We start from the raw sequence: 15,502 nt of genomic DNA, 5'->3' as shown, positions 1-15,502 counted from the left end.
GGAGCCGACCATGATCGCCGTGCCGCGCGTAGTGGTGAGCGCACCGTCGTCCGGGCACGGCAAGACCGCCATCGCGGTCGGCCTGCTCGCCGCGCTCGCCGCCCGTGGACTGAACCCCGCCGGGTTCAAGGTCGGTCCCGACCAGACCGACGCCGCCTACCTCGGAATGGCCGCCGGACGGCCGGGCCGCAACCTCGATCCCCGACTCGTCGGCGCACAGCGGGTCGCGCCACTCTTCGCCCACGGCGCGACCGGTGCCGAGGTCGCGGTGGTGGAGGGGACGATGGGCCTGTTCGACAGCCTCGCCGGCCGGCCCGAGAGCGACTCGACCGCCGCGATCGCGACAACTTTGCGCGCACCGGTGGTGCTGGTCATCGACGTCGGATCGATGGGGCAGTCGGTCGCGGCGCTGGCGCACGGCTTCCGGGCGTACGACGAGATGCTGTGGCTCGGCGGCGTCATCCTGAACCGGGTCGCCTCGGACCGGCACGAGCAACTGCTCCGCGACGCGCTCGACGACATCGGCGTACCGGTGTTCGGGGCGCTGCGTCGCCGGGACCTGCCCTCCGTGCTGCCCTCCCGCCAGCACGGGGTGGTGCCGGTGATGCAGCTCGGGGTGGAGGCGTACCGGGGGGTGCGTCGGCTCGGTGATGCGATCGCGGGCGCGGTCGACCTGGACCGGCTGTTGGCGTTGGCCCGGTCGGCACCCCGGGTGTCGGCGACGGCGTGGTCGGCCACGGAGGCGCTCGGCGAGCTGGACCCGTCCGGAGCGGGCGGCGATACGCCGGCCCGGCGTCCGGTGGTGGTGCTGGCCGGCGGACCGGCCCTGTCGTACTCGTACGCGGAGACTGCGGAGCTGCTGGCGGCGGCCGGTGCCGAAGTGGTGACCTTCGACCCGCTGCGCGACGAGACCCTGCCGGCCGACACCGGCGCCCTGGTGATCGGTGGCGCGCTTCCCGAGGCGTACGCCGAGGAGCTGTCGGCGAACCGCCGGCTGTGCATCGCGGTCGCGGAGCTGGCCCGTACCGGTCGGCCGGTGATCGCCGAGGGGGCCGGCCTGCTGTGGCTGGCCCGCGAACTCGACGGGCGCCCGATGTGCGGGGTATTGGACGCCACCGGGGTGAGCCTGGACCGGACCGTGGTCGGTTACCGCGAGGCGACGGCCCGTGCCGAGACACCGGTGGCCCGGCTCGGCGCGAGGTTGGTCGGCTACAAGCATCACCGGGGGGTGCTGACTCCCCGGTCCGGGCAGACTCCGGCGTGGAGTTGGGGCGGTGGGCCGCCGGAGGGCTTCGTGTGGCGGCGGGTACACGCCTCCCAGTTGACCCTGCACTGGGCGAGCAGCCCCGCCATCGCCAGCCGACTGGTCGCCGCCGTGGCCTCGGCCGTACCAGCCGGGCAGAGCGGACCGACGGCGCCGGCCGGACCTCCCGGCGCGAGCGCCCCCGGCCAGCCTGGCCAGCCTGGTCAGCCCGTCCAAGCCGGTCAGCCGGGTCAGCCCGGCCAGGCGGGTCCGGCCGGCCAGGCGGGTCCGGCCGGCCAGGCGGGTCCGGCCGCTCCGACCGGTCCCGGCGTGCCGGGGCAACGTGTTCCGGCCGGCTCGCCCGGACAGGTCGCTCCGGCCGGGACGCCCGCCCCGAGCGGGGCGCCGGTTCCGGCGATGGCGGCGCCGGCCGCTTCGGCCGGTACGTCCGTTCCGGCTCGGCCGGTCCCGACGCCCACGCCCGCTCCGGCCGCGTTCGCGCCGCTGGTGGCCCCGACCTCGGGACTCCCGGCCAGGTCGGTGTCGGGCGCACCGGCGGACGCGGTACCGACCTCGCCGGCCGGGCCGCACGCCTCGGCCGTCGACGGGCGGGCCGTGCCGGACCGGATGGCCGCAGAGCGGGGTACGGGCGGGCGGGCTGCCGGTCCGGCTGCCGTCCCGTCGTCCGGCGCGCCGGCGCAGCCGATGCCGGTTGGTGCGTCCACGGTGCCCGGGTCGGGTACGGCACCTGCGGACCATGGACCGCCGCCGCCGACCGGTGTCAACCGGCCGACGGCTACCGCGAACGGATCGGACGCGTCGTCGGGAGGCGCCAGGGCCGGCTCCGAACCGGCGGTCAACGCGGCCGGGCCGGTAGGGGCGGCCGGACCGGATCCGACGGCCGGATCGGCGCAGGCCGGACAGGCCGCGAGGCCGGCGACGTGACCGGCCGGCTCTGCGGAGTCGTGTGCTGCCCCGGCGGAAGCGGGGTGAGTCGGCGGAATGAGCGGTGAGGTGGCGATACGCCGCTTTCCGACCCTGACCGTGTCGACGCCGAGGGTGCACGTACGACCGTTGCGCGCCGTCGACGCGAACCCGGTTTCCGCGATCTTCGCCGACAAGCAGACCCAGCGTTGGCTGCCGTTCCAACGGGAACTCGGACAGATCGACGGTGAGGCCTGGTGCACCGAGATGGCACAGGAGCGGCGGGACAGCGGCAACGGCGATCACTACGGCGTGATCAGGCGCGAGGACGACCGGTTGGTCGGCTGCCTGTGGACGAAGCGTACGGACTGGGCCGGTCGGGTCACCGAGGTGTCGTACGCGATCGCGCCGGAGGCACGCGGCTTCGGCATGGCGGCGGAGGCGGTCGACGCGCTGGCCGTGGCACTGATCCTGGAGCACGGCTTCCAGCGCCTCGAACTACGGGTGGCGCCCGGGAACACCGCGTCCCGCCGAGTGGCCGAGAAGGCCGGCTTCACCTACGAGGGGCTGCTGCGCAACGCCGGGTACGTCCACAGCGGCCGGGTCGACCTGGAGGTCTGGTCGCTGGTCGCGGCCGACCTGCACTGACGCCCCCGCCCCGATGCCCTGCCCGGCCCCCGGGCGCCCTGACGCACTGCCCTGCCGCCCCGCCCTGCCGCCCCGCCCTGCCGGCCCGCCCTGCCGCCCTGACGCGGCGCACTGGCGCACTGACAGCGGTCAGGCACTGATCCGATCCGACGGTGGGTTGAACTGGCGGACCGGTTGGTCCTTCAGCGCGTCCTTGAGGAATCCCGCGACCGCGTCGATGGGTTTGTTCGCCTGTCCCGACCCGACCGGGTTCATCGGGCTGTCCGGGTCGGAGAGGAAGCTCGCCACGGCGAGTTCCGGGGTGTATCCCACGAACCAGGCGGCCCGGTCGCTGTCGGTGGTTCCGGTCTTGCCGGCGACCGGCCGGCCGACGATGCCCCGGACCCGGTCGGCGGTGGACCAGCCTCCACAGGAGCCACGGGCCGGAGTGTCTCCGGTCGGGCAGCGGGCGGCGTCGGTGGCGGCCCGGGCCGCGTCCGGATCGATCTCCTGGTTGCACCGGGGCTGGGCGATCTCAAGATCCATTCCTGACCCGCTCCGGTACGTCGCCGGCGTTCCGTCCGGACCGGTGATCGAGACCACCGGCAGCGCCTCGCAGAACCGGCCCTCGGCGGCGATCGTGGCGTACGCGTTCGCCATCTCCAGCGGCGTCACGTCGGAGACCCCGAGGGTGAACGAGCCCCACTTGTTCGCCTGGCTGGGCGAGGCCTGCCGCTTGTCGATGTCGGTACGCCACTGCAGGCCCAGCCGCTCGGCCAGCCGGACCACGTTCTCCGCACCCACCTGCTGCTCCAGCCAGACGAAGTAGGTGTTGACCGACTTGCCGAACCCGGACCACATGGTCTGCCGGCCGCTCATCGCGCCGCTGGCGTTCGACGGGCACCAGAATCCACCGCAGTCGGTCGGACCACCGCTGCCGTCCGGGTAGATCGACACGATCCGGTGCGGGGAGTCGAACGCGGTGCCCAGGCCGAGCCCGGCGTCCAGCGCGGCGACCATCGTGAACATCTTGAACGTCGATCCGGCCTGATAGCCGGGGAGGCCGCCGCCGCCGAGCAGCGGAACGACAGTGTTCGGATAGTTGCCCTTCATCTGGCCGCGCCGGCTCGGGTCCGAGTGTGCCCCGTTCTCGCTCTGGTCCAGCGAGTAGACCCGGTTGACCGCCATCGACCGGACGTACCCGGTGCCCGGCTCGACCGCGACCAGGCCGTGCGCGAACGGGCTGCCCGCGGATTCCTCGGTCAGCACCCGCTGCTCGGCCGCATCGTGGATCTTCGGGTCGAGGCTGGTGACGATGGTGTACCCACCGCGACGGAGCTTGTCCAGCCGCTCCAGCGGGTTGGCGCCGAACGCGGGCTGGATGCTCCACCAGGTTTTCAGGTAGTCGCAGAAGAAGCCCCAGCTGTTCCGCTCCTCCGGCACCGACATGCAGTCGTTGGGCGGGCTGCTCAGCCGTAGCTGGATCGGCTCGGCCTTCGCCGTCGCCGTCGCCTGCGGGGACAGGTAGGCCATCGCCTGCATCCGGTCGAGTACGTAGTTCCGCCGGTCGGTCGCGGCCTTCCGGTCCGAGCTCGCCGGGTCGTACGCGGTGGGCGCCTTAACCAGGCCGGCGAGGGTGGCCGCCTCGACCGGGCTGAGGTCCTTCGGCAGCTTCGAGAAGAAGATCTCCGACGCGGAGTAGATCCCGTACGCCCGGTGGCCGAAGTAGGCCGAGTTGAGGTAGCGCTCCAGGATCTGCGCCTTGCTGGTCTCCTTCTCCAGGTCGAGCGCCAGGCGCATCTCGCGGAGTTTCCGCAGCGGGGTCTGCTCGGTGGCCTGCTGGACCTCGAACGGGTCCTTGGCGCTGTCCCGCAGGGCCATCCGGACGTACTGCATGGTCAGGGTCGAGGCGCCCTGGGACACGCCACCGGCCTGCTGGTTGGCGACGAAGGCCCGGACCACGCCCTTGGGGTCGACCCCGTTGTGTTCGTAGAACCGGGAGTCCTCCGAGGCCACGATCGCCTGCTGGATGTACGGCGACATCTGCGCGAGTGGCACGTACCGCCGGTGTTCCTCGTAGAAGGTGGTGATCAGGGTCGTGCCGTCGGCGGCGTAGACGTAGCTGGTCTGGGCGGGAGCCGAGGCGAGCAGGTCGGCGGGGGTCTTCTCCACCAGATTGGCGCCGGCCTTCGCGGTGAGTCCACCGATCGCGACCAGCGGGAACGCCGCCGCCGCGACGACGACACCGGCGATGAGGCCGGCACGGAGCAGGTACACGATTCGACCGGAGTTGGGGCGGGTGGGATTGGTCACCTTTTCAAGCTATGATAAAGACTGGCAAAACACGATAAAGATTCGCGAATGTGTCAGTCCCGGAGCTGATCGCGTCGATGGTCCCCGATCCCGTCCGGCCGCCTCGCTGGCCGCTGCCGGTGGCGCCCCGGCAGGATCATCCCCATGCAGGCACCCGCGCCCACCCCCGCCGGGCCCGACCTCGGCCATCACGGTGACGCGGAGGTCGCGCCCGGCCTGCTCGACCTCGCGGTCAACGTCCAGCGCCAGCCGATGCCGGCCTGGTTGCGGGAGCCGATCGTGGCCGCCCTGGACACCCTGACCGCCTACCCCGATCCGGCACCGGCCCGGGCCGCGATCGCCGCCCGCCACCGCCGGCCCACCGACGAGGTGCTGCTGACGGCCGGGGCGGCGGAGGGATTCGTCCTGCTCGCCCAGGCCCTGCGGGACGCCCGGCGGCCGGTCGTCGTGCATCCGCAGTTCACCGAGCCGGAGGCGGCGCTGTGGGCGGCGGGACACCAGGTCGAGCGGGTACTGCTGCCGCCGGAGACCGACTTCCGGCTGGACCCCGCCCTGGTACCGGCCGACGCCGACCTGGTCTTCGTCGGCAACCCGACCAATCCCACCTCGGTGCTCCATCCGGCCGCCGTACTGGCCGAACTGGCCCGGCCGGGCCGGGTGCTCGTCGTCGACGAGGCGTTCGCCGACTCCACCGTCGGGACACCCGAACCGACACCGGACCCCACTGACGCCGTCGACCCGGCCGCGGACGCTCACGCCTCGGCCGAGCCCGAATCGTTGGCCGGCCGGCGGGACCTGCCCGGTCTGGTGGTAGTGCGGAGCCTCACCAAGACCTGGGGGCTGGCGGGACTGCGGATCGGCTACCTGCTCGGCCCGGCGGAGCTGATCGGGCGCCTGGCGGCCGTACAGCCGCTCTGGGCGGTCTCGACCCCCGCGCTCGCGGCGGCGCAGGCCTGCGCCACCCCCACCGCCGTCGCGGCGGAACGGCGGATCGCCGCGCGGCTCGCGGTCGAACGGGCGTACCTGGTCCGCCGGCTGGGTGAACTTCCGCCGGTACGCGTCGCGGGCACCCCGGCGAGCGCGTTCGTCCTGATCCACCTGCCGGGGGCGGCACGGGTACGGCTGGCGCTGCGCGAGCGGGGCATCGCCGTACGGCGTGGCGACACGTTCCCGGGGCTGGGCACGGATTGGCTGCGCGTGGCGGTACGGGACACTGCGACGACCGACGTGTTCGTGGACGCGCTGGCCGAGATTCTGGAGGCGGGATGATGCTGGACGAAGCCATCGCGGAGATTCGTCCGCTGGACGGGGCGGCGATGGCCGAGGCCCGGGAACTGCACGGCCGGTTGACGAAGCCGGCCGGCTCACTGGGCGTCCTGGAGGAACTCTCGGTACGGCTGTCCGGCCTGGCCGGTGTCTGCCCGCCGCCACTGCCGGCGGAGACGGCGGTGGCGATCTTCGCGGCGGACCACGGCGTGCACGCCCAGGGGGTGTCCCCGTGGCCGCAGGAGGTCACGGCGCAGATGGTGAGCAACTTCCTGGCCGGCGGCGCGGTGGTCAACGCGTTCGCCCGTCAGGTCGGCGCGTCGGTGACCGTGGTCGACGTCGGGGTGGCCACCCCGATCGCCCGGCCGGCGCCGGGGCCGGCGGCGACGCCCGGTCCCCAACCGTCGGCGACACCGACACCGACACCGGCGCCTGGTCCCCAGCCGTCGGCCACACCGGCACCGCGCCGGCCGGCCGGACCGGAGGCCGGGATCACGGCACCGGGTGCCGGCCGCCCGTCGCCCGACGGGAGCCCCCGACTGGTGTCGATGCGGGTCCGGGACGGCAGCCGGGACATGACGGTCGAGCCGGCGCAGACCCGGGACGAGGTACGCGACGCGGTCGAGGCCGGACTTCGGACGGGTTACGAGCTGCGCGACCGGGGAGCAGGATTCCTGGTCACCGGGGACATGGGCATCGCCAACACCACTGCGGCGGCGGCGCTGATCGCGGTCTTCACCGGTGCCGACCCGGCCGAGGTGACCGGGCGGGGCACCGGGGTCGACGATCCGACGTACGCCCGGAAGGTGGCGGTGGTCCGCGCGGCGCTGGCCCGGCACGCGCCGGATCCGGCCGACCCGGTCGGGGTGCTCGCCGCGGTCGGCGGCTTGGAGCACGCGGCCCTGGTCGGGTTCATCCTGGCCGGTGCGGCGTCCCGGGTGCCGGTACTGCTCGACGGCGTGAACGCGGTCGCCGCCGCGCTGGCCGCGGTCGCGCTCGCCCCGGACGCGGCCGGCGCGCTGGTCGCCGGGCATCGCTCGGCCGAGCCCGGCGCCACCGTCGGGCTGGACCGGTTGGGCCTGCCACCCCTGATCGACCTCGGGCTGCGACTCGGCGAGGGCACCGGTGCCCTGCTCGCCCTTCCGGTCGTCGCCGGCGCGGTCCGGGTACTGCACGAGGTGGCCACGTTCGACGCGGCGGGAGTCTCGGAGAAATGACGCTGTATCCGCTGGCGCTGCGGCTCGACGGCCGGCGCGTACTCGTGGTCGGCGGCGGTGCGGTGGCGACCCGCCGGGTGCCGGCGCTGCTGGAGGCGCGGGCCCGGGTGGTGCTGGTCGCCCCGGAGCTGACCCCGGCCCTACAGGCCCACGTCGACGCCGGCAGGCTGGAGTGGGTGGCCCGCCGGTTCGAGCCGGCCGACGTCGACGGGGCCTGGCTGGTCCAGGTGGCGGTCGACGATCCGGCCGCCGCCGAGGCGGTCAGCGACGCCGCGCTCGCGCGCCAGGTCTTCTGCGTACGCGCCGACGACCGCGCCGCCGCGACCGCCTGGACCCCGGCGGTGACCCGGTACGGGGCGGTCACCGTCGCCGTGCTCGGCGGTGGTGATCCGCGTCGGGCAGTGGTGGTCCGGGATGCGATCCGGGAGGGGCTGATCGACGGCACCCTGCCCGGCTCCGGCCCGGCGCCGCGGAACGGGCCGGACCCGGACGGAACGTTCGACGGGGCGATGGACGGTGTGCCGGACGGGACGGTGGAGGACGGGGCAACGCCGGACGGGATCCCCCCGAACGGGGCGGGGTCGGCTTCGGCGTCGGCCGAGGGGGCGGTACGGCCGGTCGGCCGGGTCGCGCTGGTCGGTGCGGGCCCCGGCGACCCAGAGTTGATCACGATCCGTGGCCGGCGGCTGCTCGCCGAGGCGGACGTGGTGGTCGCCGACCGGTTGGTTCCCGGGTTGCTCCTCGACGAGTTGCGGCCCGAGGTCGAGTTGGTGGACGCCACGAAGATCCCGCACGGGCCGGCCGCCGCCCAGGAGGAGATCAACCGGGTGCTGGTGGACCGGGCCCTGGCCGGCGCCCGGGTGGTACGCCTCAAGGGCGGCGACCCGTACGTCTTCGGCCGGGGTGGCGAGGAGGCGCTCGCCTGCGCGGCGGCGGGGGTACCGGTGACCGTGGTGCCCGGGGTGACCAGCTCGATCGCCGCACCGGCGGCGGCCGGTGTCCCGGTCACCCATCGGGGCGTGGCGCACGAGTTCACGGTCGTCTCCGGGCACCTTCCGCCGGACCACCCGGACTCGCTGGTCGACTGGTCGGCGCTGGCCCGGTTGCGGGGCACCCTGGTGGTACTGATGGGGCTGAACAACCTGCCGGCGATCACGGCGGCGCTGCGGTCGTACGGCCGGTCGCCGCAGACACCGGCGGCGGTGGTGCAGGAGGGTACGACGGGCGGTCAGCGGGTTGTCCGCTCGACGCTCGACGCGGTCGCGGCGGACGCCCGCGCCGCCGGGTTCCGCCCCCCTGCGGTGGTGGTCTTCGGCGACGTGGTGAACACGCTGGCCAAGCTGCCGGGCAACGCCTGAGGTGTTAGGAAGGGCCCCTTCTTCTACAGAAAACGATAAGAAGGGGCCCTTCCTTTCAGCTCTTCATCATGTCGTCCAGGAGGAGGGCGCAGCGGATCAGGCCCAGGTGGCTGTACGCCTGGGGGTGGTTGCCGAGCCCGCGCTCCGAGATCGGGTCGTACTGCTCGGGGAGCAGGCCGGTGGGGCCGGCGGTGTCGACCATCTGGGTGAAGAGTTCCTCCGCGTCGGCCCGTCGACCGGTGCGCAGGTACGCCTCGATCAGCCAGGCCGTGCAGATGTGGAAGCCGCCCTCCCGCCCGGGTAGGCCGTCGTCCCAGCGGTACCGGTAGACGACCGGGCCGCTGCGCAGATCGGCCTCGACCTTCAGGACGGTGGCCAGGAACCGGGGGTCGTCGTCGGGGAGCAGCCCGGAGAGCCCGATCCAGAGCGAGGAGGCGTCCATCTCCTCGTCGCCGTACGCCACGGTGTAGGCGCCGGCCTGCTCGTGCCAGCCGTACTCCAGCACGTTGTGGCCGATCCGGTCGCGCAGTTCCACCCACTCCGGCCGGTCCCCGTCGCCGTGCTGTCGTACGACGTGCAGCGCCCGGTCCACGGTCATCCAGCACATCACCTTGGAGTACACGTGGTGCCGGGGCGGCAGCCGGGCCTCCCAGAGCCCGTGGTCGGGCTCGTGCCACCGGCGGCTGACCGCCTCGACCATGTTCTCCAGCACCCGCCACTCGGTGTCGCGTACCGAGCCGCGCAGGTCGGCGACCGCCGCCAGCAGGTCGGCGACCGGCCCGAAGACGTCGAGCTGGAGTTGGTGGTTGGCGAGGTTGCCGACCCGGACCGGCCGGGAGCCGGCGTACCCGGGCAGGGTGTCGATGACCGCCTCGGCGCCGAGTTCGAAGCCGTCGACGGTGTAGAGCGGGTGCAGCCGCTCCGGATGGCCGCCGGTGCGCTCGATGCAGCCGTCCACCCAGCGCAGGAAGCCCTCGGCCTCGGTCAGCGAACCGAGGTCGACCAGCGAGCGGGCGGTCATCGCGGCGTCCCGGAGCCAGCAGTAGCGGTAGTCCCAGTTGCGTACCCCGCCGAGTTCCTCGGGCAGCGAGGTGGTGGCGGCGGCGAGGATCGAGCCGCTGGCCTCGTGGACCAGGCCGCGCAGGGTCAGTGCGCTCCGGCCGACCAGGTCGCGGGCGGTGTTCGGCAGCCGTAGCCCGGTCACCCATTCCCGCCACGGCTGCTCGGCCATGGCCTGCCGTTCGTGCACCGGCACCCGGTGATGGGCCAGGCTGTGCGAGCCGAAGCGCAGCTCACAGGTGACCGAGCCGCCGGCCGCGGCCAGGTCGACCACCGCGCGGGCGGTCTCGTAGCCGCCGTCGTTGACGATCTCCCACTCGACCCCGGGGGAGTAGAGCGCGATCGGTTCGTTCGAGCCGAGCACCAGCAGCCCGTCGCCGAGCGGCTGGAGCTGCACGGCGACCTGGCCGAACTCCGGGCGGGGAGCGAAGTCCAGCCGGACCCGGCCGGCGCCGCTGAGCACCCGGATCAGCGTCGAGTCGCCGGCGACCACCGCCGGGCCGCTCGGCACGCCGAAGCTGGACGGGCGGTCGAGCCAGTCGGTCACGGTCAGCCCGGACCAGCGGGTCTCCACCGTCATCGTGCCGGAACGGTAGCGCTGGCCCAGGGGCAGGCCGCCGCGCTCCGGAGCGACGCTGAAGTAGCCGGCCGGATTGCCGCCGACCAGGTCGGCGAAGATCGCCGGCGAGTCGGGCTTGGGGTGGCAGAGCCAGCTCAGGCTCGCCTCCGGGGTCAGCAACGCGACGGTACGCCCGTTCGCCAGCATCGAGTGCCGTTCGATCGGCACCGCACGCTCGCCGAACAGCCAGTTCCGGCGTACCTCCAGGAGCAGCGCGAGCACCCGGGCGGCGTCGACCGGTGCTTCGATCCGGAAGCCGGCCACGGTCTCGCCGGGGCCGATCTTGATCCCGACGTCCGGCCCGTGCAGCTTGGCGAAGGCGTTCTCGTCGGTGACGTCGTCGCCGAGGAACAGCGCCGCACTGGCCGACATCTGGGTACGGAGCTGGTCGAGCGCGGTGCCCTTGTTGGTCGGGATCACCGACAGCTCGATCACCTCCTTGCCCCGGGTCACGGTGACGTCCGGCCAGGTGGCGGGACCGTTGCTGACCGCCGCGTCGACCTCCGCCGCCACCTGCGGTTCGGCGCCCCGGGTGTGCACCGCGATGCTGGCCGGCTTGGTCTCCAGGCGTACCCGGTTCCGGCCGGCGACGATCTGCCGCAGCTCGTTGCGCAGTCGGGTGCGTACCTCGATCAGCTCGGGGGAGAGCCGCTCGACGAATCCGACGTCGAACTCGGAGCCGTGGCTGCCGACCAGGTGCACCTCGCTGGGCAGCCGGGACAGCGTCGCCAGGTCGCGCAGTGCCCGACCGGAGACGACGGCCACCGTGGTCTGCGGCAGGGCGGCCAGGGCGCGTACGGCGGCGACCGACTCGGGCAGCGGTACGGCCTTGGTCGGGTCTTCCACGATCGGCGCGAGGGTGCCGTCGTAGTCGCAGGCGACCAGCAGTTGCGGCACCCGGGCGATCCGGCCGACCGCGGCCCGTAGTTCCGGGTCGATCGCGTCGAGGGTCCGTGGACCGCCGTCGAGCAGGGAGGAGGGCTTCACTCCGTCTCCGTTTCGGGTACACCCAGCTCGTTGAGGAAGGAACGGGCCCAGTGTCCGACGTCGTGGGTACGCAGGTGGCGCTGCATGATGCGCATGCGGCGCCGGGCCTCGACCTTGTCGACGTGGACCGCGCGCAGCAGCGCGTCCTTGACTCCGTCCGGGTCGTGCGGGTTACAGAGGAATGCCTGGCGCAGCTCGGTGGCAGCGCCGGCAAACTCACTGAGCACGAGTGCGCCGCCCGAGTCGGCGCGCGTTGCTACGTACTCCTTGGCCACCAGATTCATTCCGTCTCGCAGCGGGGTCACCATCATGACGTCGGCCGCGCAGTACAGCGCGGCCAGTTCACTGCGACTGTACGACTGATGGAGGTAATGGACTGCCGGTACACCGACCCGGCCGAATTCACCATTAATCCGGCCAACCTCGCGTTCCACCTTGACCCGGAGTGCCTGGTAGTGCTCGACACGTTCCCGACTTGGCGTAGCAACCTGCACCATAACCGCATCGGGAACTGTCAACTTTCCGTCAGAGAGCAACTCCCGGAACGCCTTGAGTCGAAGCTCGATCCCCTTGGTGTAGTCGAGCCGGTCCACCCCGAGGATCACGGTCTTCGGATCGCCCAGCTCGGTCCGGATCTGCTTGGCCCGGGCCTGCACCGCCGGGTCGGCACCCATCCGCTCCATCTCGGCGACGTCGATCGAGATCGGGAAGGCGCCCGCCTTCACCTGGCGCCCGTCGACCTGGATCATCTGGCCCTCGTAGCGGAGCCCGAGCAGGTGCCGGGCCAGCCGGACGAAGTTCTGCGCCGCGAGCCGCTGCTGGAACCCGACCAGGTCAGCGCCGAGCAGGCCGCGCAGCACCTCGGCGCGCAGCGGCATCTGCATGAACAGCTCGATCGGCGGGAACGGGATGTGCAGGAAGAAGCCGATCCGCAGGTCGGGGCGGAGTTCCCGGAGCATCGCCGGCACCAGTTGGAGCTGGTAGTCCTGGACCCAGACCGTCGCGCCCTCGGCCGCCACCTCGGCGGCGGCCTCCGCGAACCTGGCGTTCACCAGGCGGTACGCCTCGCGCCAGCGGCGCTTGTACACCGGAGTCTCCACGGCGTCGTGGTAGAGCGGCCAGATCGTCGCGTTGGACTGGCCCTCGTAGTAGCGTTCGAGTTCCTCGGCGCTGAGCGGGACCGGGTGCAGCCGGATACCCTCCAGGTCGAACGGCTCAGGTGCGGCGCCCACCCCGCCGGCCCAGCCGACCCAGGTGCCCTTGTGCTGGGCGAGCACCGGGTGCAGGGCGGTGACCAGGCCTCCGGGGCTTCGCCGCCACTGTCGTCCCTCGGGCGTGTTCACCTCGTCAACCGGCAGACGATTCGCTACGACCACGAACGAGCTACGAACGGTCACAATCAGTGCACCTCCGGTGATGACGGGTGTCACCGCTGAGCGTACTGAGCGTAGCTGCGGTGCCTAACCCCCAGTGCCACTCTTACTGCCCTGCGGGACGTCTGGGGGAAACTCAAAGGTGATCATGGACACCTGACCGGCCCGGTGGAGGGTGATGTGGGCCCAGCGTGGTGGACCTGTCAGGATTGACAACGGCGTTTCGCCCAACCTCGGATGCGGTACGAAACCGACTCCGTGGTCCAAAGGAAGCCCGACGTCGTGGTCGGTGGCAAACACGTCACGGCATCCGGGAAACATTATCCGTGGGAGGTAGGCCGCACCGTGGCCCAGTACATCTACGTCCTGGAGAAGGCGCGCAAGGCGCACGGCGACAAGGTCGTGCTGGACAACGTGACGCTGAGCTTCCTGCCGGGGGCCAAGATCGGTGTGGTCGGACCGAACGGCGCCGGTAAGTCCAGTCTGCTCAAGATCATGGCCGGGCTGGACCGGCCGAGCAACGGCGACGCCCGGCTGATGCCCGGCTACACCGTGGGGCTGCTCGCCCAGGAACCGCCGCTCAACGACGCCAAGACCGTGCTCGGGAACATCGAGGAGGCGGTGGCGGAGACGAAGGCCAAGCTGGAGCGGTTCAACAAGATCGCCGAACAGATGGCCACCGACTACTCCGACGAGCTGATGGCCGAGATGGGCCAGCTCCAGGAGGACCTGGACCACGAGGATGCCTGGGACATCGACTCCAAGCTCGAACTGGCGATGGACGCGCTCCGCTGCCCCGCGCCGGACGCCGACGTCACCCAGCTCTCCGGCGGTGAGCGCCGCCGGGTCGCGCTCTGCAAGCTGCTGCTGGAGGCACCCGACCTGCTGCTGCTGGACGAGCCGACCAACCACCTGGACGCGGAGAGCGTGCAGTGGCTGGAGCAGCACCTCGCCAAGTACGCCGGCACGGTCATGGCGATTACGCACGACCGGTACTTCCTGGACAACGTCGCGGGCTGGATCCTCGAACTGGACCGGGGTCGGGCCGTCGGCTACGAGGGCAACTACTCCACCTACCTGGAGAAGAAGGCCGCCCGGCTGGCCGTCGAGGGCCGTCGGGACGCGAAGATGAAGAAGCGGCTGACCGAGGAACTGGAGTGGGTCCGCTCCAACGCCAAGGCCCGGCAGACCAAGTCCAAGGCCCGGCTCGACCGCTACGAGGAGATGGCCACCGAGGCAGAGAAGACCCGCAAGCTCGACTTCGAGGAGATCCAGATCCCGCCGGGCCCACGGCTGGGCAACCTGGTGATCGAGGCGCAGGCACTGCGCAAGGGGTTCGGCGAGCGGACGCTGATCGAGAACCTCAGCTTCTCGCTGCCCCGCAACGGCATCGTCGGCATCATCGGCCCGAACGGCGTCGGCAAGACCACCCTGTTCAAGACCATCGTCGGGCTGGAGCAGCCGACCGACGGCGCGGTCCGGGTCGGCGAGACGGTCAAGCTCTCCTACGTCGACCAGAACCGGGAGGGGCTCTCCGGCGACAAGACGGTCTGGGAACTGGTCTCGGACGGGTTGGACCACCTGATGGTCGGCAAGGTCGAGATGCCGTCCCGGGCGTACGTGGCGGCGTTCGGGTTCAAGGGCCCGGACCAGCAGAAGCCGACCAAGGTGCTCTCCGGTGGCGAGCGGAACCGGCTCAACCTGGCGCTGACCCTCAAGATCGGCGGCAACGTCATCCTGCTCGACGAGCCGACCAACGACCTGGACGTCGAGACCCTCTCCTCGCTGGAGAACGCGTTGCTGGAGTTCCCCGGCTGTGCGGTGGTCATCTCGCACGACCGGATGTTCCTCGACCGGGTGGCGACGCACATCCTGGCCTGGGAGGGCGACGACGAGGACCCGTCCAAGTGGTTCTGGTTCGAGGGCAACTTCGAGGCGTACGAGAAGAACAAGGTCGACCGGCTCGGTGCGGACGCGGCCCGGCCACACCGGGTCACGTACCGCAAGCTCACCCGTGACTAGTCGGGTCGAGGCCGACCAGCCCCAGGCCGTCCGGTACGTCTACGACTGCGTGCTGCGCTGGTCCGACCTCGACGCGTACGGGCACATCAACAACGCCCGCTTCCTCACCCTGTACGAGGAGGCCCGGGTGGCGTTGATGTTCGCCGGTGGGCGGGCCTGGGGCGTCGGCTCCTTCGCCGACGGTGTGGTGATCTACCGGCACGAGATCGACTACCTGCGTCCGGTCGAGTACGCCCTGGGCCGGGCAACCGCGGAGCGCGCGCCGACGGTACGGATCGAGATGTGGGTCGAGGACCTGCGCCAGTCCCGGTTCACCATCGCCTACGAGCTCTTCGACGCCGACGTGCTGGCGAGCCGGGCCCGCTCGGTACTCGTGCCGTTCGACCTCGAGCGGCAGCGCCCGCGTCGACTGACCGACCAGGAGCACGAGTTCCTCCGGCCGTACCTCGCCCCGGCGGGCGACGCGAAGGACGAGTCGGCGCGGCGATGAGCGA

General features: G+C 72.1%; 10 protein-coding genes. 7 read left to right on the top strand and 3 right to left on the bottom strand.

The features are described 5' to 3' along the window. Positions 1-10 precede the first annotated feature (10 nt). Together H4W31_RS00850 and H4W31_RS00845 are read left to right on the top strand one after the other, a co-directional pair. Complete coding sequence (locus H4W31_RS00850; RefSeq protein ID WP_192764880.1) at positions 11-2,188, top strand: cobyrinate a,c-diamide synthase; 2,178 nt, start codon at positions 11-13, stop codon at positions 2,186-2,188. Positions 2,189-2,245: 57 nt separating this feature from the next. Beyond that, positions 2,246-2,815: a GNAT family N-acetyltransferase gene (locus H4W31_RS00845; RefSeq protein ID WP_192764879.1), complete on the top strand. Its 570-nt coding sequence runs from the start codon at positions 2,246-2,248 to the stop codon at positions 2,813-2,815. Between the two features lie 129 nt (positions 2,816-2,944). Here H4W31_RS00845 and H4W31_RS00840 read toward each other — a convergent pair whose 3' ends face one another. Further along, positions 2,945-5,107, bottom strand: coding sequence for a transglycosylase domain-containing protein (locus tag H4W31_RS00840; RefSeq protein WP_192764878.1), 2,163 nt, complete (start codon positions 5,105-5,107; stop codon positions 2,945-2,947). Between the two features lie 144 nt (positions 5,108-5,251). Here H4W31_RS00840 and cobC point away from each other — a divergent pair, with 144 nt between their 5' ends. From cobC to cobA, 3 genes are read left to right on the top strand one after another with little or no spacing between them, the layout of a single operon-like run. After that, positions 5,252-6,376: an Rv2231c family pyridoxal phosphate-dependent protein CobC gene (gene cobC / locus H4W31_RS00835; protein ID WP_192764877.1), complete on the top strand. Its 1,125-nt coding sequence runs from the start codon at positions 5,252-5,254 to the stop codon at positions 6,374-6,376. After that, positions 6,376-7,590, top strand: a complete 1,215-nt coding sequence (locus H4W31_RS00830) for a nicotinate-nucleotide--dimethylbenzimidazole phosphoribosyltransferase (protein ID WP_192771752.1) — start codon at positions 6,376-6,378, stop codon at positions 7,588-7,590. Before cobC ends, H4W31_RS00830 begins: the two co-directional genes overlap by 1 nt. Further along, positions 7,587-8,948 (top strand): uroporphyrinogen-III C-methyltransferase, encoded by a 1,362-nt coding sequence (cobA, locus tag H4W31_RS00825; protein ID WP_192764876.1) that lies wholly within the window; start codon positions 7,587-7,589, stop codon positions 8,946-8,948. Before H4W31_RS00830 ends, cobA begins: the two co-directional genes overlap by 4 nt. A 55-nt stretch (positions 8,949-9,003) precedes the next feature. Here the strand turns inward: cobA and otsB are convergent, their stop codons facing one another. Next, on the bottom strand, positions 9,004-11,598 hold the full coding sequence (gene otsB, locus H4W31_RS00820) for a trehalose-phosphatase (protein ID WP_192771751.1): 2,595 nt from the start codon (positions 11,596-11,598) through the stop codon (positions 9,004-9,006). Positions 11,599-11,609: 11 nt separating this feature from the next. Beyond that, the gene (locus tag H4W31_RS00815) at positions 11,610-13,010 is read right to left on the bottom strand and encodes an alpha,alpha-trehalose-phosphate synthase (UDP-forming) (RefSeq protein WP_192764875.1); all 1,401 of its coding nucleotides are present in this window, start codon (positions 13,008-13,010) and stop codon (positions 11,610-11,612) included. Between the two features lie 321 nt (positions 13,011-13,331). Here H4W31_RS00815 and ettA point away from each other — a divergent pair, with 321 nt between their 5' ends. Continuing rightward, a complete protein-coding gene (ettA, locus tag H4W31_RS00810) occupies positions 13,332-15,008 on the top strand; it encodes an energy-dependent translational throttle protein EttA (protein WP_192764874.1) in 1,677 nt (558 codons plus the stop codon). After that, positions 15,001-15,498 carry an acyl-CoA thioesterase gene (locus H4W31_RS00805; RefSeq protein ID WP_192764873.1) on the top strand — a complete coding sequence of 166 codons (498 nt, stop codon included), beginning with the start codon at positions 15,001-15,003 and terminating at the stop codon, positions 15,496-15,498. Before ettA ends, H4W31_RS00805 begins: the two co-directional genes overlap by 8 nt. The last annotated feature ends 4 nt before the right edge of the window (positions 15,499-15,502 follow it).

It is taken from the genome of Plantactinospora soyae, assembly GCF_014874095.1.
In the GTDB taxonomy this organism is placed as follows: domain Bacteria; phylum Actinomycetota; class Actinomycetes; order Mycobacteriales; family Micromonosporaceae; genus Plantactinospora; species Plantactinospora soyae.
The sequence above is the reverse complement of the archived record's forward strand: the minus strand, read 5'-3'. Positions and strand labels throughout refer to the sequence as shown.